The organism is Cocleimonas flava (assembly GCF_004339015.1).
Taxonomy (GTDB): domain Bacteria; phylum Pseudomonadota; class Gammaproteobacteria; order Thiotrichales; family Thiotrichaceae; genus Cocleimonas; species Cocleimonas flava.
The window spans coordinates 588,148-614,553 of record NZ_SMFQ01000005.1; the positions used below are offsets into that span (position 1 = coordinate 588,148).

Sequence of the window (26,406 nt, forward strand, 5' to 3'; positions counted from 1 at the left end):
AATTATGAATAAATTTTTCCCTGATGTAGAAACGATCACTTACCAAGGCACTGATCATAAAGAAGACCTTGCTTTTAGACATTACGATGCCAATCAAGTAGTTCTTGGTAAAAGCATGAAAGAACATTTGCGCTTTGCCGCATGCTATTGGCATACATTTTGTTGGTCAGGCGATGATGCTTTTGGCGGACAAACACTGATGAGGCCGTGGTTTGAACCGGGTGACGAAATGCAACAAGCCGAACTTAAAATGGATGTTGCCTTTGAATTTTTTGAGAAACTCAGCGTACCTTATTACTGCTTTCATGACCGAGATGTATCACCTGAAGGCTCGACATTGGCAGAAACGGTCAGCAACTTCGACAAATTAGCAGAACGATTACAGCAAAAGCAGGAAGAGACAGGTCTGAAGCTCCTTTGGGGAACTGCAAATCTTTTTTCTCATCGCAGATTCATGTCAGGAGCTGCTACAAACCCAAATCCAGAAGTTATGGCATTTGCAGCGGCACAAGTTAGGCAAGCAATGAATGTTACCCATCAACTTGGTGGTGAAAACTATGTACTCTGGGGTGGTCGCGAAGGCTACGATACGCTTTTAAACACTAAATTCCAGCACGAGACCAATCAAATGGGGCGCTTCCTCAACATGGTTGTTGAGCACAAACATAAAATTGGATTTAAGGGCAACATTCTGGTCGAACCAAAACCACAGGAACCCACTAAACATCAATACGATTATGACAGCCAATCCGTTCACGCCCTATTACTCCAACATGGTTTACAAGATGAAATAAAGGTCAATATTGAAGCGAATCACGCGACTCTAGCGGGTCACAGCTTTGAGCATGAACTCGCATATGCAACTGAAAACGGTATTTTTGGCTCTGTCGATATGAATAGAGGCGACATGCAAAATGGCTGGGATACCGATCAATTCCCAAATAGCGTTCCTGAAATTAGCCTCGCTATGTACATCATTCTCAAAGGTGGGGGGTTTGGTAAAGGCGGGATAAATTTTGATGCGAAAGTTCGTCGCCAATCAATAGATTCAAACGATTTATTCCACGGACATATAGGAGCCATGGATGTTTGTGCAAGAGGTCTATTAAACGCCGCAAACATGATCGAAGATGGTGGACTGGATAAAGCTAAAGACTCTAGATATGCAGGCTGGAACGAAGAGTTAGGCAAAGACATACTTGCCGGAAACTTAAGTCTGGATCAGTTAGCAGACAAAGCTGTCCAGCAAAATCTAGACCCTCAGCCAGTGTCAGGCAAACAGGAATTATTAGAGAATTTAGTGAATAGATTCTGCTAAACCTATAAAAACAACTAAGCTCATTTTACGTTATAGAGGTAAATACTTATGCGAACACTTAAAGGCCCCGCGTTATTTTTAGCGCAATTTGCCGGTGATGAAGCACCATTCAACACACTAGAAAATATCGCCAAATGGGCCGGTGACTTAGGCTTTAAAGGAGTGCAAATTCCATCATGGGATGCTCGTTTAATCGATTTAGATAAAGCAGCCTCTGATAAGTCATATTGCGATGAAATTGTGGAGACTTTAGCTAAGCACGGTTTAGAAATCACAGAATTATCAACTCACTTACAAGGGCAGTTGGTAGCAGTTCACCCCGCTTACGATAAAATGTTTGATGGCTTCGCACCTGAGCATGTACACAATGATCCCGTAGCACGACAGGCCTGGGCAATAGATCAAATGATGAAAGCCGCACAGGCTTCAGCTAATTTCGGACTTACTGATCATGTCACTTTTTCTGGCGCTTTATTGTGGCCTTATATGTACCCCTGGCCTCAACGCCCTGCTGGTTTAGTAGAAATGGGGTTCAAAGAATTAGCAGAACGCTGGTTACCTATTCTTGATGAATTTGACCGCTGTGGCGTGAATGTCTGCTACGAAATTCACCCGGGCGAAGACTTACACGATGGCGTTACTTTTGAGATGTTCCTGGAAGCGTGTAACAACCACCCTCGCGCAAATATTCTGTTTGATCCATCACACTTTTTATTACAGCAATTAGATTACCTAGAGTTCATCGACATTTATCACGATCGAATCAAAATGTTCCATGTGAAAGATGCAGAATTTAACCCTACAGGTCGACAAGGCGTTTATGGCGGCTATCAAGGCTGGACTGATCGTGCTGCCCGCTTCCGCTCTTTAGGCGATGGTCAGGTAGATTTTAAGGGAATCTTTTCAAAACTCAGCCAATATAACTTTGATGGTTGGGCCGTGATTGAATGGGAATGCTGCTTAAAGCACCCCGAAGCAGGTGCACGAGAAGGCGTTAAATTCGTTAATGACCACATCATCCAGGTTACGGACAAGGCCTTCGATGATTTTGCTGACGCCGGAACGGATGATGAAGCTAACCGACAGATTCTTGGACTGAAGTAAGGAGATAATAATCATGTCGAAAAAAATTCGCTTGGGTATGGTAGGAGGTGGCGAAGGCGCTTTTATTGGCGCTGTTCATCGCATTGCTTCCCGTATTGATGATCGTTATGAACTCATTGCTGGCGCTTTATCATCTGATCCAGAAAGAGCCGCACGCTCGGCAGAAAATCTGGGCATTCATAGCTCCCGCTCATATTCGACCTTTACAGAAATGGCTATTGCAGAGAAACAACGCGAAGATGGCATAGACGCCGTTTCTATTGTTACTCCCAATCACATGCACTTCCCGGTTGCTAAAGCGTTTTTAGAACAAGGAATCGCTGTGATTTCCGATAAGCCTTTAACGGTTTCACTGGAAGAAGCTTTAGAACTTGAAGAAATCGTCAAAGAAAGTGGATGCTTTTTTGCGGTAACTCATAACTACACAGGCTACCCATTAGTGCGTCAGGCAAAGCACATGGTTGAAACTGGCGAACTAGGCAATATCCGTTTAGTGCAAGTTGAGTACGTGCAAGACTGGCTAACCGTTAAAGAAGAAGATGGCGGCAACAAGCAAGCAGAATGGCGTACAGATCCTACTCGCTCAGGCCCAGGTGGTTGCTTAGGCGACATTGGAACACATGCATTCAATTTAGCGCGTTTTATTTCCGGACTAAAAGTAGAGGAAGTATCAGCAGATTTGACCAGTTTTCTGCCAGGCCGACAGGTCGACGACAATGTCCATGTAATGATGAGACTTGAAGGACAAGCTAAAGGCATGCTGTGGTCTAGTCAGGTTGCACCTGGTAATGAGAACAACCTTAAAATTCGAATTTATGGAGATAAAGGCGGATTAGAATGGCATCAGGAAAACCCCAATAAATTAATTTTTTCACCATTTGGAGAACCAAGTCGTACATTAACACGAGCTGGTCATGGCTTATCTGATGAAGCCAACCGTCTTATTCGAACCCCGGCGGGTCACCCAGAAGGCTATCTCGAAGGTTTCGCAAATATTTATACCGACATTGCTGATGCCTTACTTGAATGCCAAGCAGGTGCGTCACCAGAATCAGTGATGAAGCTCATTCCTGATATCGAAGCCGGTATTTCAGGCATGAAATTCATCAACTCGGTAATTAGCTCGTCACAAGAAAATGGCAAATGGGTAAAACTTGATGCATAACTGTAAATCACAGGTCGCTACTTTATGAGCTCTCCCGTTCTTCAATTAAGCAATATAGTTAAGGAGTTTTCGGGCGTCCGTGTTTTGCACGAAATTACCTTAGATGTTCTTCCTGGCGAAGTACTCGGAATATTGGGTGAAAATGGCGCCGGTAAGTCGACGTTATTAAAAATCATTAGCGGCATTTACACAAAAACCAGCGGCACTGTTTCCGTCAATGGAAAAGTAGTAAACCTGAAAACGCCTGTTGATGCTAAAAAGCTTGGCATCGCAATGATCCCGCAAGAGTTTAACTTAATTAGTTCACTAAACGTTTTTGAGAATATATTTCTTGGTAGCGAAATTAAGTCAGGTCTTTTCCTCAACAAAAAAACCATGCGGGAACAAACCCATGAGCTTTTAAAAGAACTGAAAACAGACCTTGATCCAAATGCATTAATAGAAGATTTAACCGTTGCGCAAAAACAAATGGTTGAAATTGCCAAAGCATTAGTGAGCAATGCAAACATCCTGATTATGGATGAGCCGACAACAGTGCTCACCGAACACGAAGTACGTATTTTATTTGAGTTAGTTGAAAGACTCAAAGCCCGCGGTGTAACAATATTATTTATCTCTCACAAATTAAAAGAAGTTAAACAGCTCTGCGACCGATTGGCAATTTTACGCGATGGTCACTTAATCAGCCTGGATGAAGTCACCGGCCTAAATGAAAAAGACATGGCACGTAAAATGGTTGGCCGAGAACTCAACCAGATTTATCCTGAAAAATCTGCCCCGCAGGAAGAAACTGTACTGAAGGTAAGCAACTTATCCATTGATGGCGTATTAAAGAACATCAATTTTGAGTTAAAAAAAGGCGAAGTTCTGGGGTTTTCTGGTTTAGTTGGCGCAGGTCGCACGGAAACTGCTGAAGCCATTATGGGTCTACGTCATAAAGACTCAGGAGCACTTGAAGTCAATGGCAAAAGGGTCGAGGTAAACAGCCCTGTTGAAGCAGTAAACCTCAGATTGGCGTACCTGTCGGAAGACCGACAAGGTAAGGGCCTAATTCTTAATTTTGACATACCCAAAAACATCACTCTGATTTCTTTGAAAGCCTATGTAAAGGGCTTAATAAACAAATCTTTAGAACGCAAGAAAGTGAAGGAATTCGTTTCACTATTTGACATCAAAGCGGCTTCACTAGACACAAAACTCATCAATTTGAGTGGTGGCAACCAGCAAAAAGTATACCTATCTAAATGGATGGACACATACCCTGAAATTCTGATTCTCGATGAGCCAACTCGCGGCATTGATGTAAACACGAAAAAGGATATCTACCATTTCATAAGACAGCTAATCGATGATGGCTTATCCGTTATTTTTATTTCATCCGAGTTAGAGGAAATTATTGGCTTATCTAATCGCGTGATTGTGATGCGCTCTGGTGAAATTATGGGCGAGCTCACCGGGGAAGATATCAACGAAGAAGAAATTATGTATCACGCCGCTGGTTTGACAAGGCAAACTGCTTAAAACATTGAATAAATATTTACTCAGGAACAACAAATGATCAGCAAAAAATCAATAAGACATACGAATCAAATAAATAGAGTGACTCTAAAATGAGTAAGATTGATTGGTCAAAATACGCACCTTTGATTGCCCTAATTGTGCTCGTTGCAATTTCAGCTATGGCTAGTGAGCACTTTTTAGCAGCACGAAACATCTCCAATGTCTTAAGACAGGTATCTTATACAGGCATTATCGCTTTAGGCATGACTTTTGTGATTATCGCTGGCGGTATAGATTTATCAGTCGGTTCAATGCTGGCGTTAGTCGGCGTGCTAACTGTGATGATTCTCAATGCTGTGGGTGAAGGCTGGTTTGCCGTGGTGTTAGCCATCGGTGCGGCGATTGCATTGGGTGCTTTATTTGGTTTAATTAATGGCGCCATAGTTACCAAAGGCCGAGTCGCAGCCTTTATTGCCACACTTGCAACCATGTCAATTTTCCGATCATTGACGTTATATATCAGCGATGCTGGCGAGATTGTTTCTACTAATCAAAAGTATCCAGATGTCGGTGGAGGCTACTTTCTTTCGGTACCAAACCCAGTCTGGGTGTTTTTATCACTCGCTATAATTTTCCACATATTACTCAACCACACCGCTTTTGGACGTCATGTTTGCGCAATTGGTTCTAATGCGACCGTTTCTGCTTATTCTGCGATTAAAGTTAAAACAATCTATTTAATCACCTTTGTAATTACTGGCGCTACCGTAGGTATTTCTGCCGTGATGCTGTCATCCCGACTTAATTCTGTAAGCCCCGGCGACGCTGGTTTATTTTACGAATTAGACGTTATTGCAGCGGTCGTTATTGGCGGTACATCTCTAGCAGGTGGCAAGGGAACAATCTGGGGAACGGTGATTGGTGTCATCATTTTAGGAATCATAAACAACATGCTGAATTTGTTAGGTGTATCAGCATATCTACAAGGCACGGTAAAAGGTCTTGTGATTTTAGTCGCAGTGTTAGCACAGTACAAACAAACCCGCTAGCCAACACTGTCACATGAAAACTTGAGTAGGAAGTGGTGTGGCATTCAACACATCAAATAATACTTAAGTGAAAAGTAGTCATTGTTTTAAATAAACAATTTTGTGTTAACACTATAGGAGAGTAGAAATGAAAGGTGTTTTAAAAGTAATAACAATGAGCATCATATTAATGATGGTGCCTTTAACTGGTATGGCAGCAGATAAATATAAAATCGGTGTCAGCGTTCCATCTGCTGATCACGGCTGGACAGCTGGTTTACTATGGTGGGCAAAAAAGGCGACTGATGAACTGGCGGCTAAAGACAGTCAACTTGAGTTTTTTGTAGTAGCAGCAAGCTCAGGTACTAAGCAGGTAGGTGATGTTGAAGATCTTATGATCAAAGGAATAAATGCACTAGTTATCTTGCCGCACAACCCTGCTACTTTACAAAAAGTAATCGAAGAAGCTTATGCTGAAGGTATCTATACGGTTGTGGTTGATCGCGAATTAGCAAACCCAGCTCAAGATGTCTTTATTGCTGGAGATAACCCAGGTTTAGGCCGTGTTGGCGCAGAATGGTTAGCGAAAGAAATGGGCGACAAAGGAAATATAGTAGTGTTAGAAGGAATGCAGATACCTATCAACAAGCAACGTGTGGATGCCTTTAACGAAGTAATTTCAAAGCATTCAGGGATTAATATTCTTGATTCACAACCTGCTGACTGGTCAACTCAAAAAGCACTTTCAGTCATGGAAAACTTCTTACAAAAACACAAAAAGATAGATGCTGTTTGGTGTCAAGACGACGATATGCTTAAAGGTGTAATGCAGGCAATTAAAGAGTCTGGTCGCACTGATATAAAAACGGTACTAGGTGGAGCTGGTTCAAAAGACATCATTAAAATGGTTATAGACGGAGACCCGGTTGTCCGCGCAACAGTGACTTACAGCCCATCAATGATCGCATCAGGAATTGCACTTGCAGTAGCTGGCGTCAAAGACGAAACTCTTGGCAATCTTTATCATAAACCAACCCGACTTATTCTCGGCGCAGAGTTAGTGACCAAAGAAAACGCTAAAGATTACTACTACCCTGATTCGGCTTACTAGATCTTTTTGATGAAAAATAACAGGCACTTACTTCTTTAAGTGCCTGTTTAACAGCTTTACATTCACAACTTAAAACATTCAAATAATCATTAATTCACAGTAAAAAAGTGCCTCAAAGGTGGGGGGTGGCTTTCCATGTCACCCCCCACCTTTGAGGCACTTTTTCATCTCATTTATTATCTGTTTTTTAAGCTAAGCACCCCAAGCAACATCCATTATTGTAACTAGTCATATTTCATTTCCACCTTAAGTTTTATCCCTAATACCTTAACCATCTAAAAGAGACAAAACCAAACAAGAATAAGTAAATAAAAGACCATAAGTTTCTATTCAGAAATTCGATCTATAAATTCATTTAAGTTATTATTAGCCCCTTGGAACCGCAAAAATACTCAGTAGCAATATCTCTACTGGGCTAGGCCGGTTAAATAAAATTTATAGGGAAAACAAGTCATGACTGAATCTCCATTTAAACTCGATCGTCGCACCAAGATTGTCGCCACTTTGGGACCATCTTCAAGCGATGAAGCCTCTATTAGAAGCTTATTAGATGCAGGGGTGAGTGTATTCAGACTGAATTTTAGTCATGGAACCCACGAAGAACAAAAAGCCAGACTAGACTGTATTCGCAAGTTAGAAAAAGAAGTGGGTCGCCCCGTAGGTATTTTGGCAGATCTTCAAGGCCCAAAACTAAGAATTGGCACGTTTTCAGAAGACAACGTCCACCTAGACGTTGGCCAAACCTTCACGCTTTATCTGGATGAGCACCGAGGAGATAGTACAGGCGTCAAACTACCTCACCCTGAAGTCTTCGCAGCTCAGAAAGTAGGCGAAGAACTATTGGTTGATGATGGTAAAATTCGCTTGCGCATTACTGAACTCACTTCCAACAAAATGGTTACAGAAGTCATGGTTGGCGGAATAATCTCGGAACGTAAAGGAGTGAACGTCCCCGGCGTTTCTCTACCGATCAGCCCGCTGACGAAAAAGGATCGTATTGATCTTAAGTATGCATTAGAGATTGGGGTTGAATGGGTTGCTTTATCATTTGTTCAACGTGTCGAAGATCTGATTGAAGCCCGTGAGTTAATCGGTGGAAAAGCAGGTTTACTGGCGAAATTGGAAAAACCTTCTGTACTAGATGATCTAGAAAATATCGTTAAACACTCTGATGCCATAATGGTAGCAAGAGGCGATTTGGGCGTTGAGCTACCTCCAGAACGTGTTCCATCTATTCAAAAACGAATTGTCCAGGTCGCTAGATCTCAAGGCAAGCCAGTTATCGTTGCGACTCAAATGCTCGAGTCTATGATTCATCACCCTATTCCTACCCGAGCAGAAGCGTCGGATGTTGCCACAGCGATTTACGATGGTGTTGATGCTGTGATGTTATCTGCTGAAACTGCAGCCGGAAGTTACCCTGAAGAAGCCGTTTCAGTAATGGGGCGAATTATCAGCGAAACTGAAAGCGATAAGAATTATCGTCAGATGCTACAAATATACCCACTCATTGGTGAAATCTCTGATGCGGATGCGATTGCAATTGCAGCATCTCAAATTGCCAAAGATAGAGAATGTGTTGCTGTAGTTACTTTTACCAGCACAGGCTCAACAGCCTTACGTGCTGCTCGTAATCGTGGTGTTGTTCCAATACTCGGATTAACACCATCGGATCATGTCGCACGAAAGTTATCGCTGGTTTGGGGTGTGTATTCCATTCAAACCAAAGATGTTGCTTCCTTCTCTGAAATGGTTGGCAAGTCGGTACGTATGGCTATGAGAAAAGGCATAGCAAAATCGGGAGATAGAATAGTCGTTACAGCAGGCGTACCATTCGGAACACCAGGCTCTACCAACACGATTCGTTTAACCAAGGTTTCGGAAAACTACGAAAAAGAAGAATAATGTAGATTACATCACTGAAACGTAAATATTATATTAAAAGAGCCGAATATTATTCGGCTCTTTTAATGAGAAAAAGGAAAGAATGGTAAGTAAGGGAAAAAACGCCCCCTACTTCACATCAAATTTCTATTGAAGCTGCGGCTTAGCAACCTTTTTCCTAAGCATCTTGATTAGTGGAATTAACCAAATCAGGATAGTGAGTACACCAAGCGTAGCTGAAATCGGTCTAGAGAAAAACGCTAACAATTCGCCGTCTGCTTTTATCATCGATGATAAGAACATCTCTTCGAGCATTGCACCTAATACGATACCTAATATTGTTGGCGCAATCGGAAAACCATTCTCTTCCATAATGTAAGCTAAAACACCCATTGCTAACATGATAACAACTCCAAATACTGAGTTTGTTATCGCAAAAGAACCGACTAAACAGAAAATCAAAATAGCGGGCATCAGCATCCGAGAAGGAATTTTAAGCAACTGCGATGAAAGCCTTATAGCGAGGTAGCCTAGAGGTAAAAGCAATAGATTAGCCACAAAAAATGCGATAAAAACAGCATTCAGTAACTGTGGATTTTCCTGAAAAATCATTGGCCCAGGATTCATGCCCTTCATATAAAGCACACCTATCGCAATCGCCGTAACAGAATCACCCGGTATACCAAATACCAGTGCAGGAACCCAGGCACCTGCTAAACCTGCATTGTTTGCCGAACCCGCATCAACCAAGCCTTCTACATGACCCGTTCCGTATTTTTCTTTCTCTTTCGATGTGCGTTTTGAAACACCATAAGAAACCCAGGCTGCAATGTCTGCACCTGCACCTGGTAGAACGCCGGTCACAGCTCCAATTGAGCTGCCTCTAAAAACATTAAATTTGTATTTAAATAAAACACCACCAACCCCTTTGAACAAATTAGTAAGCGATTGTACTGGCACTTTAGGGCGCGAATTATTTTTAGCTGCCACAAAACGAAGCACTTCTGAAATGGCAAACATACCAATCATGGCAGGAATAAAGCTCACTCCTGACAACATCTCTGTACTACCGAAAGTGAAACGAGGATGTCCAGAGATAAGATCAATACCAATAGTGGCAATGAACAGGCCAATCAATAAAGATACAAAACCTTTTAACGTTGAACCACTAGAGACAACAACTGCACTAGAAAGCCCTAAACATGCTAACCAAAAATATTCATAAGAAGAAAATTTGAAAGCAAATTCGGCCAATGCAGAAGTCGCCATCATCAGTACTACTGCACCGATGAGACCACCGATAATAGAAGTGGTTAAACCAACACCCAATGCTAACTGTGCCTTTCCTTTTCGGGTCATGGCGAATGCTTCATCGCAATAGGCGGCGGAGGCAGGTGTACCGGGAATACGGAGCAACGCGCCAGGAATATCGCCGGCAAAAATTGCTGTGGCAACAGTCGTTACAATGGCTGCAATCGCAGGCACTGGATCCATAAAGAAGGTTACAGGAATAAGAAGTGCGGTTGCCATGGTGGCAGTTAGACCCGGAATTGACCCAACAACTAATCCAAAAGCAGCGGCACCGACCATTACCATTAATACGTAAGGGTCAAAAATTAATGAGAGTCCACCAATAAACGCATCCATAAATAATTCTCTAAAAACCGAGTGGGCCGATAGGTAATGGCACTAAAAGCCATACACCAAATAATAATTTACTCACACCTGTCATAAACAGTGCGGCAATAAAAGAGGCGACAACACCATTTTGAAGTCGTAGAAACAATACAAGTAAAATCGAAAACGCCGTTATTACAAACCCTAATGTATCCACAAAGAAGATGTAAAAAAGTATGCTTAAAATTACGACGAAAAAATTGATAACCGAACGAGGCTTTTCGCGCCATCCAGCAATCGTTAGTAAGTTGGACTCTTTGCTTATAGCTTCTTCTATTGGGCTAGAAGCTGTACGTTGTTTATATCCACTAACGACGAGAAGGCAGCCACAAATAATTAAACCAACACCAATTAATACGGGAAAATCTGAGGCGCCGAAACGTTGTCCGTGCAAAGCAGGAAATGTTCGAGTGTAGATGATTTCTGCGATAGCAAAAACAATCAAGAAAATGCCAAATACTGCATCATTAAATTTCATTGAATGCTTGGCTCCTGAATATGGTGAGAATAATGAAAGTACCTCTATTACTGATTGTTATCTAGCAATAGAGGTACCTTTGAACAAAAAACTTACTTAGCAAGACCAACAGCTTTCATCACAACACCAAGTGACTCATCGCTTTTCTTCATCCAGCTTTTAAAGTCATCGCCCGCTTTATATGTCATTCCAAAGCCGCGACCATCCATAAACTTTTTGAAATCATCTGAATGCCAAACTTTGTTCATTGCTGCGCTTAACACATCTGTTTCAGCTTTAGGTAAACCAGCTGGAGCAACAATACCGCGCCATGATGCCATTTCCCACTCAGGGCCACCCACTTCTTGCAAAGTAGGAACATCAGGGAAAGCAGCTAGACGCTCTGAAGACATAACACCGATTGCTTTCACTTTACCTGCAGATAACAAACCAGACGCTTCTACGATTGAACAAGTAACAACATCAACACCTTCTGCAACCAACTCTTGAAGACCACCTGCTGAACCTTTCGAAGGAACCCATGGTACTGCAGACTGCTCTAAACCAGACTTGTTTAGCATACCTGCCAGAGCAAGATGCCAAATACCACCTTGACCTGTACCAGAAGCTTTATGCTTGCCAGGGCTAGCTTTAGCCGCATTAATTACTTCGCCTGCATCTTTCCACTCTGAATCTGCACGTACGATAACGCCAGCTGGGTCAGTATTGTAAAGTGCAATAGGCGTGTACTTTTCATACGTTAGATCGGTTAAACCAGCCCAATGCATCATGCCTGTTTCTACTGTTGCTACGCCGATGGTATATCCGTCAGGTTTTGCGTTTGCAATTGCAGAGTGACCTACGACTCCGCCTCCGCCAGTGCGGTTAACTACATTAACAGGCTTGCCTAATTCTTTTTGTAACAAACTACCAATAATACGACCTGTGGCATCAGTTCCACCACCCGCTCCCCAAGGAACGATTAACGTAATTGGACGCTCAGGATATTCTGCCATAGCAGGCGCAGTTACTGCCGCCAAAAGTGTTGTTGCAGCAACTATACCTGCTGTTGTGCGAATGATTTTTTTAAATGATTTCATAGTTATTCCTCCGTTAAACTTTCTCTTATAATTACAAACAATTTACAACTTATTTACAAATAATTACAATATACTATTTATAGCAGTTATACACTAATTATTCCTATTCATAAGCAACTAATAATTAATGGTTTAACGTTTTTCTATTAAAAATAAAAATGATACACAGGACTTAAGACTCTACAAACACGATAAGGACACATCATGAAAAACGTATTTGATTTAAGTGGACAAACAGCCTTGGTCACTGGGTGCAAACGCGGCATTGGCAAAAGTATGGCAATAGCTTTGGCTGAAGCAGGTGCAGATATTATTGGTGTGAGTGCAAGTCTCGAAGCAGAAGGGAGCGATATCGAACGAGCAGTGACAGCATTAGGTAGAAAATTTTCATCCTATGCATGCGACTTCTCTGATCGTGATGCACTTAAATCGTTCGCCAATCAAATTAAAGTGGATGGTCATAAACCAGATATTTTAGTCAACAATGCGGGTACCATAAAAAGAGCGCCAGCTGCTGAGCATGAAGATGACTTATGGGATGAGGTCTTAGAAGTTAACCTAAGCGCGCAGTTTGTAGTAAGCCGTGAGATTGGCCGAGACATGATCAAGCGAGGTAGTGGCAAGATCATTTTCACCGCTTCTTTACTGACTTTCCAGGGTGGCATTACTGTCCCAGGCTATGCGGCATCAAAAGGAGGAATTGGCCAATTAACCAAAGCTTTGGCGAATGAGTGGGCATCAAAAGGCATTAACGTAAATGCAATCGCTCCGGGTTATATCGCTACTGACAATACTCAGGCATTACAAGATAATCCTGAACGTTCCCAATCTATACTCGAACGTATTCCTGCAGGCCGCTGGGGAAAACCTGAAGATTTCGCAGGGCCTGTTGTTTTCCTTGCTTCGTCAGCCTCAAATTATGTGCACGGAACTATTTTGACAGTAGACGGCGGCTGGATGGGGCGTTAACCCACAATTAAAGTTGGAGGCAAACAGGAACCAAACCTATCAACCTAAGTTGCCCCATCCTTTTTTGCTTTGAATTTTAAACGTCTTTCACGATACCAGATAATAAGTCCTGAAATAATGATAACGAGCGCACCCAGAATGGTAAATTCATCAGGCACCTCATCATAAAATATGAAGCCTAAAATGGTCATATAGATAATAAAACTATAAGAATATGGCATCAAAACTGAAGCTTCTGCATGCTTATGCGCCCGGGTCAGTAGCTCGTGCCCAGCCCATGAAGCGAAACCCACCCATGTCATCAACATCAACGCTTTCAGGGTCACCGGCTGCCATAACCATACAGCAAAGGGCAGAAAGACAAGCGCACCGACCAAGCCGGTAAAAAACTGCAACACATGAGGACGAACTTTAGCGGCAAGCTTTCGAGTGATGATCGAATAGATAGCCATTGCTATTGCAGCAAACAGAACCAGAAAAGACGCCCAATGAAAGCTCTCATTGAAAGGAGAGACAATAATAACAACGCCAACAAATCCCATAAAAATAGCGAACCAACGCCAAGGTCCAACACGCTCACCTAAAATAGGTCCTGAGATCAAACTAACAAAAATAGGAACCGTAAACAGAATCGCTGAATACATACTCAAGGTTAAATACTTCAACGAGTAAAAAACACAGGCTGTAACACTAGCCAGCATTGCGCCACGAATAACTAGCAGCCAAAAGTGATCTTTAATCTCGTTTTTATCAAAGCCTCGAAACGAAATTTCAGTGGTACCAATCGCCAATTGAAAACTATAGCGAATAAACGCTAACTGAAAAGCGGGATACCCTAATAACACCAACCACTTGGTTGTTCCATCCGTCAAAGAGAAGAACAAATAAGCAATCAGTATTAATAAAATACCGAAATTAACTCTATCCGGTATTTGCGGCGCTGAAACAACTTTCATTACTTTTTATCACTCGAATTAGCAAATGAGGTCTGATAAAAATCGACCATCTTTGGCACCAGATCTTCTCCCTGACCATTATCTATCGCTGCTTGCAAAGCAGCCAAAGATGAAGGTGCAATTGCCGGAGTGACACCTGCATCTTCTGCCATTTTTTTATAATAACCGACATCTTTTGCCGCATTTTTTATTGAGAACTCTAATACATCTGGATTTCCATCCACAGCATAGGCTTTGATGAAATCCATGATGCCAGAATTTGCAGGCCCAACTGACAATACATCATAGACTGTCTGCCGCGGAATTTTAGCGACATCAGATAAGGCAAATACTTCTGAGACCATATTTGCAGTAGTCATAGCGATAAAATTATTAAACAGCTTTATGGTGTGCCCTGCGCCAGATCCACCTAAATAGAAGACGTTTTCTCCCACTTCCTGCAACACTGGTTTAACACGCTTAAAAGCATCTTCATTGCCTGCTGTCATGATATTCAGCAAACCCTGTTTAGCATGAGCAGGGGTACGCCCTAGTGGAGCATCCAGATAGTCTCCGCCAGCTACTGCAACCTCTGCGGCTAACGTTCGAGTACTCTCAGGCAAAGAGGTGCCAAAATCTATGACGATAGCGCCTGATTTCAACCCAGCTATGACACCTTCATCCCCTCGCATACGACTTTCGACTTGTTCACTGGTTCCCATACATAGCATCACCACATCAGAGTTTTCTGCTACTTCACGCGCACTGAATACTTCAGTTGCACCACGAGATACTGCTGCATCAACATTGGTACGCGAGTGATTTGCCATAACAACGAGCGCATAACCTTTTTCCTGAAATCGCTCTACCATCGCTGATCCCATCAAGCCTAAGCCGATAAATCCTATTTTTGGTTTTGTCATATTATTTACCTCTATTTGCCTTTGAAAAAAATTTGCGTTTCATGATAGTTTTTTATGATGAACGTTTAATAGTGAATGTTTTATGAAAAATTCATAACTAATCTATAGATAAGGTTTAAATGCCCCCCCCCTACTTTCAAGCGTTTTTTTTGTACTTAGCCAACAATCACCATGACTAACAAGCAACCAAATTCATTAATAATTCGGCTCGTACTTATTAGGGTCTAACTCATTTGGGTCCAGCTACAACAAGGTACATGCAATAACAATAGTGCAACAACCTAGAAGCAATAGAGTTGATCCTTCAATGATAGTGCACGTGTGAATTAATCAGCAAAAACTATTATCTGAATAACAATCAAAATTTAGAATTAAGCGAGAGGGTCGCTTAATTCCTTTTCATATAACTCTATTATTAAACCGCTCGAACTGCACACACAAATATTGAATCTGTGCTTAAGAAATAATCCAAATACACCCCCCTACTTATAGGGCGTTTTTTTAAATATGTATCTGGATCATTTTCACTTAACTTACTTCAATGGTTACACGGCTATTTAACTGAGCCAGGCATCAGTTGATTCGGCAACCACAGTGCTATCTCTGGAAATAAGATGATCAACAATAAGATAAGCAACATTGGAATTAAAATGATAACCACTTCCTTAAGGACCTTCACAACATTCATCCCACCAATGGAGGCGGAGATCAGCAGACAGAGTCCATAAGGCGGAGTCACCAAACCGAATGCAAGCGAGATGATACCGATAATTGCAAAGACAATCGGCGATATATCGGCCTGAAGAGCAACAGGCAAAAGAACAGTACCGAGAATGATAATAGTTGGAATGGCATCGATAAACAAACCAAAGAACAAAAATAGGAATGCAATAACCAAGGATGTGCCGATTGTCCCAAGTTCCATATTTGTCATCACAGAAATAATAAGACGTGGCACATTATAATAAGCGAGCAACCAACCGAAAACGGATGCCGTACCTATCGCAAATAAAGAAATAGATGCGAAACGTCCAGTATCATAAAGGATTGTGCCTACTTCACGTGGGGTAACCGTTCTGTATACCACCATGCCTAAAAATAGAGAGTAGAAGGCTGCGATAATGGCACTTTCGGTCGGTGTAACGATACCTGCAACGATTCCATAAATAACAAAGACCGGCGTTAACATGGCTAACGCAGCGCCTTTAAACGCTTTGAAGGCTGTACCAAAAGTCGGCTTCATCGCGATAGGGTAATTGTAAACTTTGGCGTAGCCATAAACCGTCGCCATCAAAGCGAAACCGATCATTAACCCGGGAATAGCACCTGCCAAAAACAGAGCGCCGACAGAAACCTGCATCACGCCACCCCAAACAATCATCAGAATACTAGGTGGAATGATTACACCCATCACCGATGAACAGGCAGTAATCGCAATCGCAAAACGGGTGTCGTAACCCTCTTTGATCATTGAAGGAATGAGGATTTTTCCGCAACCCGCAGCATCGGCTGTTGATGAGCCAGATATACCTGCGAACAACATGGAAACCGCCACATTCACGTGCCCCAAACCACCGGGCATCCACCCTGTTAACACTCTGGCCAAATCGATTAATTTGTCGGTGATTTTCCCCGAATTCATTAAGTTAGCGGCGAGTAAAAAGAAGGGAACAGCCAAAAGAATAAATGAATTATACGACTGAAACATACGGTCGATAATGATGAATGGTGTCAGCCTGATATCAAGCAGCACTACCGGAATGGTTGCGATACCTAAAGCAAAGGCAACGGGTACTCGTAGAATGACCAATAATAAAAAACTGCCAACTAATAAGGCACATGCTACTCCTGTAGTAAGAATCATAATACTGCTCTTTTGTTAGCTTTGTATTGCTGAAAGGCTTCAACAAAACGGAATAAAGAAAAAATGCCCCAGAATAATCCTGCGAGTGGGACTGTAATGTGTGTAACCATGAGATTTGCATTCATCATTACAGAATGCTGAATGCCGCCGAATTTTGCATATTCAATCCCATACCAGGCAAACAGAAAACCAAAACCGCCAACCAGCAATAGAACAATGGATTTTTGTATTAACAATATCAGAGGATTAGGGCTATCTGGCAACACCTGAACGTCGAAATGTGTACCTTCCCATACGGCCAATACCGAACCGATCATGACCACCCAGACAAAGATAAAAGTGGCCAGCTCTTCAGTCCAAAGAAAAACAGGGATAATGCCGGTGTAACGAGCAATTACCTGCATTGCCACAGGAATCACAAGTGACCCTACCAATACCGCTAAAATGATTCTTAGTCCGGTACAGAAAGCTTCTAAACTGCGTTTGATCATGATTGACCCTCAAAGGGCAGATGAGAATGAAAAATAGAAGCATCTCTAAGGTCGATAAAACCTCAGAGATGTTCTAACTGATGTATCTAAAATTACTTATTACTAATTTTTTAATAACGGTCAATTACTTAGTTGCGCGAATTGCACCTAGTAATTCAGTTGCATTGATACCCGCTGCAAATTTATCCTGCACTGGCTTAACCATGTCTAGAAGCTTCTCACGACCTTCAAACTCAGATACTTTGATCTGACCAGCATCAACCATTTCTTTCAGCTTGATACCATCTTCACGTGACTCTAGCTCACGACCATATGCACCAGCTTCTTTACCTGCTTTCTTGATTGCAGCTTGTAGTTTCTCTGGAAGTTTACGGAAGCTCTTACCGCTAAATACGATAGGACGTACAGTAATTGTATGAGAGGTTAGAGTAACGTTTGGCGCAACTTCGTAAAACTTTAAGTTCTGGATACTTGCTGCTTCGTTCTCAAAGCCGTTAATAACACCTGTTTGAATTGCATTGTAAACTTCGTTATATGCGATAGCAGAAGGTGAAGCACCGATAGCATCAAAAATCTGAGCCTGTATTGGAGCACCCATCACACGCATCTTATGGCCTTCCAACTCCTTCATATTCATAATTGGCTTGCTTGACAATAGGTTACGTGTTCCACCGCCAGCATAACCAACAATAACGATATCTGCTTTTTCAGATAACTCTTTCTCAAGAGGAGCAAGAATGTCGCTAGATAAAACAGTATTCCAGTGATCTAAGTCACGAAACAAAAAAGGCATATCCATTAACGGAATAGATGGTGCAAATCTTGCCATATTGGAAGGCGCTAGAATGGTGTAGTCAATTGCAACACCTTGATTTAGGAAAGTGACATAGTCCTTTTCAACACCCAACTCACCATTTAAACGTAAGTCAAACTTCACATCTCCGTCGTAATACTCATTAACCAGATCAGCAAACTTAACCATAGTTTTAGTGAAGGTATGCTTGTCATCGAACATACTCGCGCCACGTAAAGTCTCTGCAGAAACAGATGTAACGAAAGTTGAAAGTACTACGCCGACTAGTGCAGTTTTAAGAATTGTTTTTACTTGTTTTTTAAAAATCATAATTTCTCCTTGGATAATTTGGACTAAATCAACAGTTAAAAATACTCAACGCCATTGATGTCTCAGCGTAACTATAGTAAGAATTTGTAAAATGTAAATAAATAATTTGTAATTAATTGTAAACAGTTGTGTTTGCAAATTATCACGACTAAATATTTTTAACGCGACAAAAACCTAAGCTAATGATATTAATGACAAAAATATAATTTTTATCGCATTTTCAATACAATGTACGTATAGCATTAAGTTCTAAGAGGCACGATTAAACGCAATCAAAACCTGCATTTAGAACCAATAAATCCCTAATTTACACACTTTTATTTACAAATATTTTACAAATAACTATACTCTTTGCTTTACAACCTCATTTAAAGGCGAAAGTATGAGTGAGCAATCATTAACTTTTAAAGACAGTTCTTTGTCTGATAGTGTTTATGAAGAATTAATACAGCTGATCGTACAAGGTGAGTTTGGTATTGGGAAAAAGCTTCCCACTGAACATGTCCTTAGCGAAAGATTAAACGTTTCTCGCCCTATACTCAGACGAGCACTCAAGCAACTACGTAATGACGATGTTATCGTTTCACGTCAGGGCTCGGGATCGTTTGTTAAACGACGCCCAGAATTAGCCGTTCTTGATTTTGCTCCCATCGGTTCTATCGCTGATATTCAACGAACATTTGAATTTAGAGCTGCAGTAGAAGGAGAAGCTGCATATCACTGCGCGATCCGAAGAACGGAAGAAGAACTTTTGCAAATTCAAACAGCAATACAAATGCTTGACGACTGCATTAAGAATAATGAATTAGGTTCGGATGCGGACGTAGTCTTTCACGAAGCCATTTGTAGAGCTTCGCACAACCACTACTTCACTGCTGCACGTAACTCAATGAAACCCAATATTTTAACCGGAATAAATTTAACCCGGAATTTGTCGCTACTAAAACCAAAAACGCGGTTAGAGCTAGTGCAACAAGAGCATTATCATATTGTTGATGCTATCGAACGCAAGGATGGACCAGCTGCTCGCGAAGCCATGCGAGCGCATATAGACAATGCTCGCATGCGAGTATTCGAAGGAAACCCATCTAACAAAAGTGTATTAGACGAAAATTAATGCGCAATAATTAATACACAACAATTTAAGAGATTGCTTTATATGAAGTCACTACTAGGTATCGGCGAATGCATGCTGGAACTATCATCAGTTCACGACAATCTTTGGCAGCAAAACTTTGCCGGAGACGTATTCAATACGCTTTGGTATGCGAAAGCACTCGCATCAGAAGATATTTCCATCCGCTTCTTTACTGCGATTGGTGACGATCACAGCTCGGAAGAAATGGTTGCATTTATTAAAGGCTCCGGAGTTTTATGTGACAACATCCCTAGAATTAAAAATGGTGTTCCGGGCTTGTACCGTATACATCTAGATGGTGCAGAACGATCGTTTAGTTACTGGCGCGACACCTCAGCAGCAAAGCAGATGATGAAGCAAGCTGAACTTCTTTGGGCGCAAGTAGCCGATGCTGATATCGTATATTTATCAGGGATCACTATGGCTATCTTGCCAGATGAAGACGCTGAAACGCTCATCGCTGGTTTACGTTCTGCGCTTAAACCTAATGCAATTATTGCCTTCGACCCCAATATTCGTCCTCGTTTATGGGCAAGCGAAGAAAGGATGAAAGATATCATTACAAGAACGGCTGCTATCTCGGATCTTATCCTTCCGAGTTTTGAAGATGAGCAAGTCACCTTTGGTGATAAAACCCCAATGGAAACAGCAGAACGCTATCGAGCGCTTGGCGTTAAACAGATTGTTGTTAAGAATGCAGAAAGTGAAACCTTATTTGTCGAAGGCGAGAAAGTTGAATACTTTCCTGTAAAAGAAATCGAGGGTGTTACTGATACCACCGCCGCCGGCGACTCCTTTAATGGTGCTTATTTTGCTGAATATATGCGTTCAGGTGATATTGCAAAATCCATATCACTTGCGCAAAAATGCGCCGGCACTGTCATCTGTGAAAAGGGTGCTTTGATTCCTTTTGAGACTGTTCAGGCTAGCGTTTAAATTACACTCTACATTACTATTTATAAGACTCCCTACACAACTTAAGACAAGGCAAAAACATGAAACGAACATGGCGTTGGTTTGGTAAAAATGATCCTATCTCTCTTGAAAATATTAAACAAGCGGGAACTCAGGGTATTGTCAGTGCGCTTCATGATTATCCCGCCGGAAAAACCTGGCTTAAAGAAGATATTCTAGAGCACAAACAACAAATTGAATCAGCAGGTTTAACCTGGGATGTCTGTGAATCGATCTGGATGAGCGACGAGATAAAACTCAAAGGTGCATCAGCAACAGAAGAAGTAACTGCCTGGAAAGAAACGCTCAAAAACCTCGGTGAAGCAGGAGTGAAAACGGTCTGTTACAACTTTATGCCAGTCGTTGATTGGACTCGTACAGACCTGGAGCATTCGCTTACCGGCAAAGGCATCGCGTTACGCTTTGATATGATCGATTTCGTCGCATACGATGTTTTTGTGTTAAAACGCCCTAATGCTGATCAGGACTATGAAGAATCAACAGTATCTCTAGCGAAACAAAGACTCGCCGAAAAGTCTGCCGAAGAAATAGCGCAACTCGAAAAAAATATCATCGCAGGTTTACCGGGTGGTGCAGAAAGTCATGGTGGCGGTGAATTCTCAAAACGCATCGCAAATTTTGACAGCTTAAGTGACAACGATATGCGTGATAATTTAGTCTCGTTTCTTGAAGCTGTTATTCCAACTGCCGAAAAATATGGAATAACATTGGCGATTCACCCTGATGATCCACCGTTTCCACTGTTTGGTTTACCGCGAATTGTCTCTACAGAAAATGATCTGGATTACCTATTCGAGACAGTGCCAAGCCCCGCGAACGGACTTACGTTTTGTGTTGGCTCCTTTGGTTCTCGACCCGACAATGACTTGGTTAAAATGGCAGGCAAATACGCAGACCGCATTCATTTCACCCATCTTAGAAATGTGATTCGCAATAAGGACGGCTCGTTCTATGAGGCAGAACATTTAGAAGGTGATCTGGACATGATCGCTATTATCAGAGCTTTGCTAACTGCCGAGTCGCACGAGTCCAGAACGTCTGAAATATTTATGCGACCTGATCACGGCCATTTACTGGAATTTGAAAAAGATTCTAAAGTTAATCCGGGTTATTCGTACTTAGGCCGCTTAAAAGGCATGTCGGAGCTTCGTGGCGTAATGCAAACCGTAGAGCATTTTACTGCCGCATAAAACCCTTATTCAGATCACTGAAAAATAGTGCCTGGTTTTTCGTTTAGTTTGCTGAGAAATTCATTCTTGGCAATTCTATACCCGTAACACCCGGCACTTTTAACGCAAATAAACCACCAGCATTGGGCTGGTGCGTACCTTCCGTAATATCCTCCCCCAATGATGTCACATACAATGTATCCATATTTGAGCCACCAAAAGCAATGCGAGTCGGCTTTTCAACAGGGAACTCAATCTTCATATCGACTTTTCCTTCAGGTGTAATACGCACCAATTCCCAGCCACTTATTCCTGCCATCCAGTAGCACCCATCTGCATCGATAGCGGCCCCATCCGGTCTTCCATCTAATTCTTTGGTATCAAGAAATACTCGCTTGTTAGACCAAACGCCGTCATCCAAATCATAATCGTATGCCCAGATAGTTTGAACAGCAGCAAACGAATCTGAAACATAAGCAGTATCTCCATTTGGTGAAAATGCCATACCATTGATAATATGAAAACCACTCATAACCGCATTCACTTCAAGCTCGCTACTTAATGAATACATGGTGCCGGAGGGGTCATTGACATGATCACCATTGGTGCGCATCGTTCCTGCATAAAAGCGCCCTATTAAATCAACACTACCATCATTAAATCGTTGATTAATCGATGCAACATCTGGACCACTCAATAGTAATTTATGTTCAGTATCGGGGAAAAACTCATAGAATCCGGAAGTCAGAGCTAATACCAGAGACGCTCGATTTGTCAGGGCAAAACAACCTAAGGCTTCACCCATATCCCAGCTTTTATTTGTATTTTTAGCGGGATCAAAACAATGTAGAACACCTGCAGAGATATCAACCCAATATAGAACTTGTTGCTGTGAACACCAGATAGCACCTTCGCCAATCTGAGCCTTAGCATCTAAAACACAATCAATCGGCAATGACATCTTCATAGGTCTCGTCTCTTAATATCTGAAAAATAAGTCAACGTTATAAATTAATGCTCACAAACCTTTCTTCAAAGTTAATTTAGTCGACAAATCTTTTATACCGCCTTTTTATAAAGCTGTCACTATTTTGTAATTAATTTGTAAATGTTGTTGTAAATATTTGCATTATACTCAAACCGCACTAGAATATAATGATCAACAAAATTGAAAATAATAAGTCAATACAATCGGTGCAGTTGCTTGCTTCAAAAGAAGGACCTGAATCAAAACACTATAACTAGCTTTATCAAATATAAATCCCGAGCTTAGTTAATTTAAATAGTCATACGAACAAGACGAATAGGAGTCAGAAATGAATATGAAAGGAAAAACAGCAATCGTAACAGGCGGCGGACGTGACATCGGACGCGCATGTGTGATGCGTTTAGCAGAAGCCGGAGCAAATGTAGTAATCAACTACCACAGTAGTAGCGAAGGCGCTGACTCTGCCGTATCAGAAATTGAAGCTGCCGGCGGAAAAGCAATTGCCATGCAGGGCGACATGACAAATCAGGCAGATGTTGACGCATTGGTTGCTAAAACCGTTGAAACATTCGGCAGCATTGATTCATTAATCCACGTAACAGGTGGTTTAGTAGCTCGTAAGACAACCGAAGAATCAACACTTGAACATTGGAACACAGTAATGTCTTTGAACTTAACGTCATTATTCATGACCGTTAAAGCGTGTACTCCTCACATGGGTGAAGGCAGTTCAATCGTTACGTTTGCTTCTCAAGCAGGCCGTGATGGTGGTGGCCCTGGCGCTACAGCTTATGCTGCATCTAAAGGCGCAGTAATGACTTACACACGTGGCCTGGCAAAAGAATTAGGACCAAAAATTCGCGTAAATTCATTATGCCCAGGCATGATCGATACAGATTTCCACAACATCTTTACCAAAGATGAAGTACGCCAACATGTTGCTAATATCACACCATTAAAACGTGAAGGTACTTCTGAAGAAGTAGCCAACCTAACGGTATTCTTAGCCTCAGATGAAGCATCTTTCATGACTGGAAATAACGTTGATATCAATGGCGGCATTTCTTTCTCTTAATACCAGAAAAGATCAAGTTGAGGGGGCGTGATTAATACAATCACACCCCCCTACTTTGAGGCACTTTTTTTCGCATTTACAAATCCATACCCTTCGACCCATTACTTGCCAAGTGATTGTTAAATGAGTCGTTAAATTAAAATCAATAGAAGCATTCATTCAGCAAAAGGCAGAACCTAATGAGCAATAACGTATTATCACCACAAGAGATAATGACTCTCTCTCCTATCATTCCTGTCATAGAAATTGAAGATGTCTCGCAATCAATTGATTTGGCAAATGCCTTGATAGCAGGTGGAATAAATGTGTTAGAAATTACACTGAGAACACCCGCAGCAATGGACGCAATAAGCCTGCTCGCGAAGGAAGTTCCCTCAGCAGTGGTCGGCGCAGGGACGGTTTTAAACCCTAATGATTTAGCAAAAGTCCGGGATGCTGGCGCGTCATTCGCTATTAGCCCAGGCTGTACTGACTCATTATTACAAAGTGCAAAAGACATTAACTTCCCACTTATACCGGGCGTTTCAACAGGCTCAGAAATAATGAATGGACTTGATTTAGGTTACACTCACTTCAAGCTATTCCCAGCAACTAGCGTTGGTGGAATACCTTTATTGAAATCATTTTCTGGCCCATTCCAACAAGCAAAGTTCTGCCCTACTGGTGGAATCAATGAAAACAATTACCTGGATTTTCTAGCTTTAGAAAATGTATTGTGTGCAGGCGGCAGCTGGGTTGCGCCTACGAAATTAGTCAAATCTGGCGACTTTAATAAAATCACTGAAATAACCGCATCGGCATTAGCAAAATTCAAAAACTAGAAAATCACCCCCCTACTTTCATGGGCTTTTTTTCAGAATCAAACTGATGAAACTTTAGCTTTAGACATCCCTAATACTTATCCATCGGTAATGTTCAGCATTTCACCGGTGGATATTTATGTACCTTGTGACTCCACAAATACACGCTTGTCATCATTCCTTAACAATTTGTTAATATAAGTGAAACATTCCATACCTATTATCGCCGAGGATTAACTCACCACATCAATCAGGGAACGTTCATGAACATAAAAAACATAAAATTGTTATTGATTCTAACTTCAACTCTTATGCTTGCTACAACTAGCCTAAGTCATGCAGACGATACTAAAAAAGCACAATTGGGACCTCGTCCTTTTTTCTTAGTCGATAATATGAAGGATGGAGACCTTAAGAAACGCTTAGCAAACTGTCAGAGTAAATCAGACTTTATCCGTTCTGATTTTTCAATTGGGCACCGCGGTGCTCCGATGCAATTTCCTGAGCACACACTCGAATCTTATAAAGCCGCTGCGACAATGGGAGCAGGAATTGTAGAGTGTGACGTTACATTCACTAAAGACAAAGAATTGGTTTGTCGCCACTCACAATGTGATTTACATACGACAACCAATATTCTGGAAACACCACTAGCAAGCAAATGCTCTGTGCCTTTCACTCCTTATAATGCTGAAACTGGCGCAAATGCTACTGCAAAATGTTGCGCCAGTGATATCACATTAGCAGAATTCAAAACACTGAAAGGCAAAATGGATGCGTCAAATAAAAAAGCGACTACAGTTGCGGAGTATTTGAATGGCACACCTAAGTGGCGTACCGATTTATATGCTACACGCGGTACATTAATGACCCACAAAGAGAGTATCTCGTTATTTAAAAAACTTGGTGTAAAAATGACACCCGAACTTAAATCAGCAGATGTAAAAATGCCTTACATGGGCAAGTATTCTCAACAAGACTACGCTCAACAAATGATCAATGAATACAAAGAAGCCAATGTATCGCCAGACAATGTCTTTCCACAATCCTTTAATCTTGAGGATGTTAAGTACTGGATTGAGAAAGAACCTGATTTTGCCAAACAAGCCGTGTATTTAGATGATCGATATGACGGGAAATCATTTGATCACCGCTCACCAGCTACCTGGAGTCCTAGCATGGATAAATTAGTCGCTGACGGAGTGAAAATTATCGCACCACCATTATGGGTTTTGCTCGACACTGACGACAGTGGCAAGATAATTCCATCTGTATATGCAAAAGAGGCAAAAACTGCAGGTCTGAAAATTATCGCCTGGTCATTAGAACGTTCTGGCAATCTAAGCAGCGATGATGGAACAGCAGGTGGTTGGTATTACCAATCAATTAACGGCACAAAAAGCGACAAACCAGGTGTAATTAAGAACGAAGGTGACGTATTGACTGTACTGGATGTCTTAGCCAAAGATGTGGGGGCAATTGGCGTATTCAGTGATTGGCCTGCAACAACGACCTTTTACGCAAACTGCTCGGCTATGTAATCAATAAAAAAATGCCTATAAGTAGGGAGGTGTGTATGTTTACTACCCTACTTTGAGGCACTTTTTTAGAG

General features: G+C 41.7%; 23 protein-coding genes. 14 read left to right on the plus strand and 9 right to left on the minus strand.

Annotation, left to right across the window (positions count from 1 at the left end):
• Positions 1-4 precede the first annotated feature (4 nt).
• The 7 genes from xylA (at position 5) to pyk (ending at position 9,131) form a co-directional block, all read left to right on the plus strand.
• Positions 5-1,318, plus strand: a complete 1,314-nt coding sequence (xylA, locus tag EV695_RS19160; protein WP_131907615.1) for a xylose isomerase — start codon at positions 5-7, stop codon at positions 1,316-1,318.
• Between the two features lie 48 nt (positions 1,319-1,366).
• On the plus strand, positions 1,367-2,422 hold the full coding sequence (locus EV695_RS19165) for a sugar phosphate isomerase/epimerase family protein (RefSeq protein WP_131907616.1): 1,056 nt from the start codon (positions 1,367-1,369) through the stop codon (positions 2,420-2,422).
• Positions 2,423-2,435: 13 nt separating this feature from the next.
• Positions 2,436-3,587, plus strand: coding sequence for a Gfo/Idh/MocA family protein (locus EV695_RS19170; protein ID WP_207907160.1), 1,152 nt, complete (start codon positions 2,436-2,438; stop codon positions 3,585-3,587).
• A 24-nt stretch (positions 3,588-3,611) separates the two neighbouring features.
• Positions 3,612-5,108 (plus strand): sugar ABC transporter ATP-binding protein, encoded by a 1,497-nt coding sequence (locus EV695_RS19175; protein WP_131907617.1) that lies wholly within the window; start codon positions 3,612-3,614, stop codon positions 5,106-5,108.
• 89 nt (positions 5,109-5,197) lie between these two features.
• Positions 5,198-6,136: an ABC transporter permease gene (locus EV695_RS19180; RefSeq protein ID WP_207907161.1), complete on the plus strand. Its 939-nt coding sequence runs from the start codon at positions 5,198-5,200 to the stop codon at positions 6,134-6,136.
• A gap of 127 nt (positions 6,137-6,263) precedes the next feature.
• On the plus strand, positions 6,264-7,226 hold the full coding sequence (locus EV695_RS19185; RefSeq protein ID WP_131907618.1) for a substrate-binding domain-containing protein: 963 nt from the start codon (positions 6,264-6,266) through the stop codon (positions 7,224-7,226).
• A gap of 453 nt (positions 7,227-7,679) precedes the next feature.
• On the plus strand, positions 7,680-9,131 hold the full coding sequence (pyk, locus tag EV695_RS19190) for a pyruvate kinase (protein ID WP_131907619.1): 1,452 nt from the start codon (positions 7,680-7,682) through the stop codon (positions 9,129-9,131).
• A gap of 126 nt (positions 9,132-9,257) precedes the next feature.
• On the opposite strand, the gene EV695_RS19195 is transcribed toward pyk, so the two are convergent.
• The 3 genes from EV695_RS19195 to EV695_RS19205 all read right to left on the minus strand — a co-directional run bounded on the left by EV695_RS19195 (position 9,258) and on the right by EV695_RS19205 (position 12,344).
• On the minus strand, positions 9,258-10,757 hold the full coding sequence (locus EV695_RS19195) for a tripartite tricarboxylate transporter permease (RefSeq protein ID WP_131907620.1): 1,500 nt from the start codon (positions 10,755-10,757) through the stop codon (positions 9,258-9,260).
• A 10-nt stretch (positions 10,758-10,767) separates the two neighbouring features.
• Positions 10,768-11,265, minus strand: a complete 498-nt coding sequence (locus EV695_RS19200; protein WP_131907621.1) for a tripartite tricarboxylate transporter TctB family protein — start codon at positions 11,263-11,265, stop codon at positions 10,768-10,770.
• 92 nt (positions 11,266-11,357) lie between these two features.
• Positions 11,358-12,344, minus strand: a complete 987-nt coding sequence (locus tag EV695_RS19205; RefSeq protein WP_131907622.1) for a Bug family tripartite tricarboxylate transporter substrate binding protein — start codon at positions 12,342-12,344, stop codon at positions 11,358-11,360.
• A 204-nt stretch (positions 12,345-12,548) separates the two neighbouring features.
• Between EV695_RS19205 and EV695_RS19210 the strand changes: the two genes are divergently transcribed.
• A complete protein-coding gene (locus EV695_RS19210) occupies positions 12,549-13,313 on the plus strand; it encodes an SDR family oxidoreductase (RefSeq protein WP_131907623.1) in 765 nt (254 codons plus the stop codon).
• A gap of 44 nt (positions 13,314-13,357) precedes the next feature.
• On the opposite strand, the gene EV695_RS19215 is transcribed toward EV695_RS19210, so the two are convergent.
• The 5 genes from EV695_RS19215 to EV695_RS19235 all read right to left on the minus strand — a co-directional run bounded on the left by EV695_RS19215 (position 13,358) and on the right by EV695_RS19235 (position 18,649).
• The gene (locus EV695_RS19215) at positions 13,358-14,269 is read right to left on the minus strand and encodes a DMT family transporter (protein ID WP_131907624.1); all 912 of its coding nucleotides are present in this window, start codon (positions 14,267-14,269) and stop codon (positions 13,358-13,360) included.
• Positions 14,269-15,186, minus strand: coding sequence for an NAD(P)-dependent oxidoreductase (locus tag EV695_RS19220; protein ID WP_279388077.1), 918 nt, complete (start codon positions 15,184-15,186; stop codon positions 14,269-14,271). The genes EV695_RS19215 and EV695_RS19220 overlap by 1 nt, the downstream gene beginning before the upstream one ends.
• 538 nt (positions 15,187-15,724) lie before the next feature.
• A complete protein-coding gene (locus EV695_RS19225; protein WP_131907626.1) occupies positions 15,725-17,035 on the minus strand; it encodes a TRAP transporter large permease in 1,311 nt (436 codons plus the stop codon).
• Positions 17,032-17,526: a TRAP transporter small permease gene (locus EV695_RS19230; protein WP_131907627.1), complete on the minus strand. Its 495-nt coding sequence runs from the start codon at positions 17,524-17,526 to the stop codon at positions 17,032-17,034. The genes EV695_RS19225 and EV695_RS19230 overlap by 4 nt, the downstream gene beginning before the upstream one ends.
• A gap of 124 nt (positions 17,527-17,650) precedes the next feature.
• Positions 17,651-18,649: a TRAP transporter substrate-binding protein gene (locus EV695_RS19235; RefSeq protein ID WP_131907628.1), complete on the minus strand. Its 999-nt coding sequence runs from the start codon at positions 18,647-18,649 to the stop codon at positions 17,651-17,653.
• Between the two features lie 382 nt (positions 18,650-19,031).
• On the opposite strand from EV695_RS19235, the gene EV695_RS19240 reads away from it, so the two are divergent.
• Genes EV695_RS19240 through uxuA form a run of 3 tightly spaced genes read left to right on the plus strand, consistent with a single transcriptional unit; the run spans position 19,032 to position 21,952 of the window.
• Positions 19,032-19,766: a FadR/GntR family transcriptional regulator gene (locus tag EV695_RS19240; RefSeq protein ID WP_131907629.1), complete on the plus strand. Its 735-nt coding sequence runs from the start codon at positions 19,032-19,034 to the stop codon at positions 19,764-19,766.
• A gap of 42 nt (positions 19,767-19,808) precedes the next feature.
• Complete coding sequence (locus EV695_RS19245) at positions 19,809-20,723, plus strand: sugar kinase (RefSeq protein WP_131907630.1); 915 nt, start codon at positions 19,809-19,811, stop codon at positions 20,721-20,723.
• A 59-nt stretch (positions 20,724-20,782) separates the two neighbouring features.
• Complete coding sequence (gene uxuA, locus EV695_RS19250; RefSeq protein WP_131907631.1) at positions 20,783-21,952, plus strand: mannonate dehydratase; 1,170 nt, start codon at positions 20,783-20,785, stop codon at positions 21,950-21,952.
• Positions 21,953-21,995: 43 nt separating this feature from the next.
• Here uxuA and EV695_RS19255 read toward each other — a convergent pair whose 3' ends face one another.
• Positions 21,996-22,898 carry an SMP-30/gluconolactonase/LRE family protein gene (locus tag EV695_RS19255; RefSeq protein ID WP_207907162.1) on the minus strand — a complete coding sequence of 301 codons (903 nt, stop codon included), beginning with the start codon at positions 22,896-22,898 and terminating at the stop codon, positions 21,996-21,998.
• A 349-nt stretch (positions 22,899-23,247) separates the two neighbouring features.
• Here EV695_RS19255 and EV695_RS19260 point away from each other — a divergent pair, with 349 nt between their 5' ends.
• The 3 genes from EV695_RS19260 (at position 23,248) to EV695_RS19270 (ending at position 26,335) form a co-directional block, all read left to right on the plus strand.
• Positions 23,248-23,994, plus strand: coding sequence for an SDR family NAD(P)-dependent oxidoreductase (locus tag EV695_RS19260; protein ID WP_131907632.1), 747 nt, complete (start codon positions 23,248-23,250; stop codon positions 23,992-23,994).
• A gap of 179 nt (positions 23,995-24,173) precedes the next feature.
• Positions 24,174-24,815: a bifunctional 4-hydroxy-2-oxoglutarate aldolase/2-dehydro-3-deoxy-phosphogluconate aldolase gene (locus tag EV695_RS19265; protein ID WP_131907633.1), complete on the plus strand. Its 642-nt coding sequence runs from the start codon at positions 24,174-24,176 to the stop codon at positions 24,813-24,815.
• A gap of 242 nt (positions 24,816-25,057) precedes the next feature.
• A complete protein-coding gene (locus EV695_RS19270; RefSeq protein WP_131907634.1) occupies positions 25,058-26,335 on the plus strand; it encodes a glycerophosphodiester phosphodiesterase family protein in 1,278 nt (425 codons plus the stop codon).
• Positions 26,336-26,406 lie beyond the last annotated feature (71 nt).

What these genes read in the sequence shown, in the direction of transcription:
- EV695_RS19260 (WP_131907632.1), top strand. Translation starts at nt 23,248, where the DNA reads ATGAATATGAAAGGAAAAACAGCAATCGTAACAGGCGGCGGACGTGAC.
- xylA (WP_131907615.1), top strand. Translation starts at nt 5, where the DNA reads ATGAATAAATTTTTCCCTGATGTAGAAACGATCACTTACCAAGGCACT.
- EV695_RS19170 (WP_207907160.1), top strand. Translation starts at nt 2,436, where the DNA reads ATGTCGAAAAAAATTCGCTTGGGTATGGTAGGAGGTGGCGAAGGCGCT.
- EV695_RS19270 (WP_131907634.1), top strand. Translation starts at nt 25,058, where the DNA reads ATGAACATAAAAAACATAAAATTGTTATTGATTCTAACTTCAACTCTT.
- EV695_RS19210 (WP_131907623.1), top strand. Translation starts at nt 12,549, where the DNA reads ATGAAAAACGTATTTGATTTAAGTGGACAAACAGCCTTGGTCACTGGG.
- EV695_RS19180 (WP_207907161.1), top strand. Translation starts at nt 5,198, where the DNA reads ATGAGTAAGATTGATTGGTCAAAATACGCACCTTTGATTGCCCTAATT.
- EV695_RS19245 (WP_131907630.1), top strand. Translation starts at nt 19,809, where the DNA reads ATGAAGTCACTACTAGGTATCGGCGAATGCATGCTGGAACTATCATCA.
- uxuA (WP_131907631.1), top strand. Translation starts at nt 20,783, where the DNA reads ATGAAACGAACATGGCGTTGGTTTGGTAAAAATGATCCTATCTCTCTT.
- EV695_RS19185 (WP_131907618.1), top strand. Translation starts at nt 6,264, where the DNA reads ATGAAAGGTGTTTTAAAAGTAATAACAATGAGCATCATATTAATGATG.
- EV695_RS19225 (WP_131907626.1), bottom strand. Translation starts at nt 17,035, where the DNA reads ATGATTCTTACTACAGGAGTAGCATGTGCCTTATTAGTTGGCAGTTTT.
- EV695_RS19165 (WP_131907616.1), top strand. Translation starts at nt 1,367, where the DNA reads ATGCGAACACTTAAAGGCCCCGCGTTATTTTTAGCGCAATTTGCCGGT.
- pyk (WP_131907619.1), top strand. Translation starts at nt 7,680, where the DNA reads ATGACTGAATCTCCATTTAAACTCGATCGTCGCACCAAGATTGTCGCC.
- EV695_RS19200 (WP_131907621.1), bottom strand. Translation starts at nt 11,265, where the DNA reads ATGAAATTTAATGATGCAGTATTTGGCATTTTCTTGATTGTTTTTGCT.
- EV695_RS19195 (WP_131907620.1), bottom strand. Translation starts at nt 10,757, where the DNA reads ATGGATGCGTTTATTGGTGGACTCTCATTAATTTTTGACCCTTACGTA.
- EV695_RS19175 (WP_131907617.1), top strand. Translation starts at nt 3,612, where the DNA reads ATGAGCTCTCCCGTTCTTCAATTAAGCAATATAGTTAAGGAGTTTTCG.
- EV695_RS19215 (WP_131907624.1), bottom strand. Translation starts at nt 14,269, where the DNA reads ATGAAAGTTGTTTCAGCGCCGCAAATACCGGATAGAGTTAATTTCGGT.
- EV695_RS19240 (WP_131907629.1), top strand. Translation starts at nt 19,032, where the DNA reads ATGAGTGAGCAATCATTAACTTTTAAAGACAGTTCTTTGTCTGATAGT.
- EV695_RS19230 (WP_131907627.1), bottom strand. Translation starts at nt 17,526, where the DNA reads ATGATCAAACGCAGTTTAGAAGCTTTCTGTACCGGACTAAGAATCATT.
- EV695_RS19255 (WP_207907162.1), bottom strand. Translation starts at nt 22,898, where the DNA reads ATGAAGATGTCATTGCCGATTGATTGTGTTTTAGATGCTAAGGCTCAG.
- EV695_RS19265 (WP_131907633.1), top strand. Translation starts at nt 24,174, where the DNA reads ATGAGCAATAACGTATTATCACCACAAGAGATAATGACTCTCTCTCCT.
- EV695_RS19235 (WP_131907628.1), bottom strand. Translation starts at nt 18,649, where the DNA reads ATGATTTTTAAAAAACAAGTAAAAACAATTCTTAAAACTGCACTAGTC.
- EV695_RS19205 (WP_131907622.1), bottom strand. Translation starts at nt 12,344, where the DNA reads ATGAAATCATTTAAAAAAATCATTCGCACAACAGCAGGTATAGTTGCT.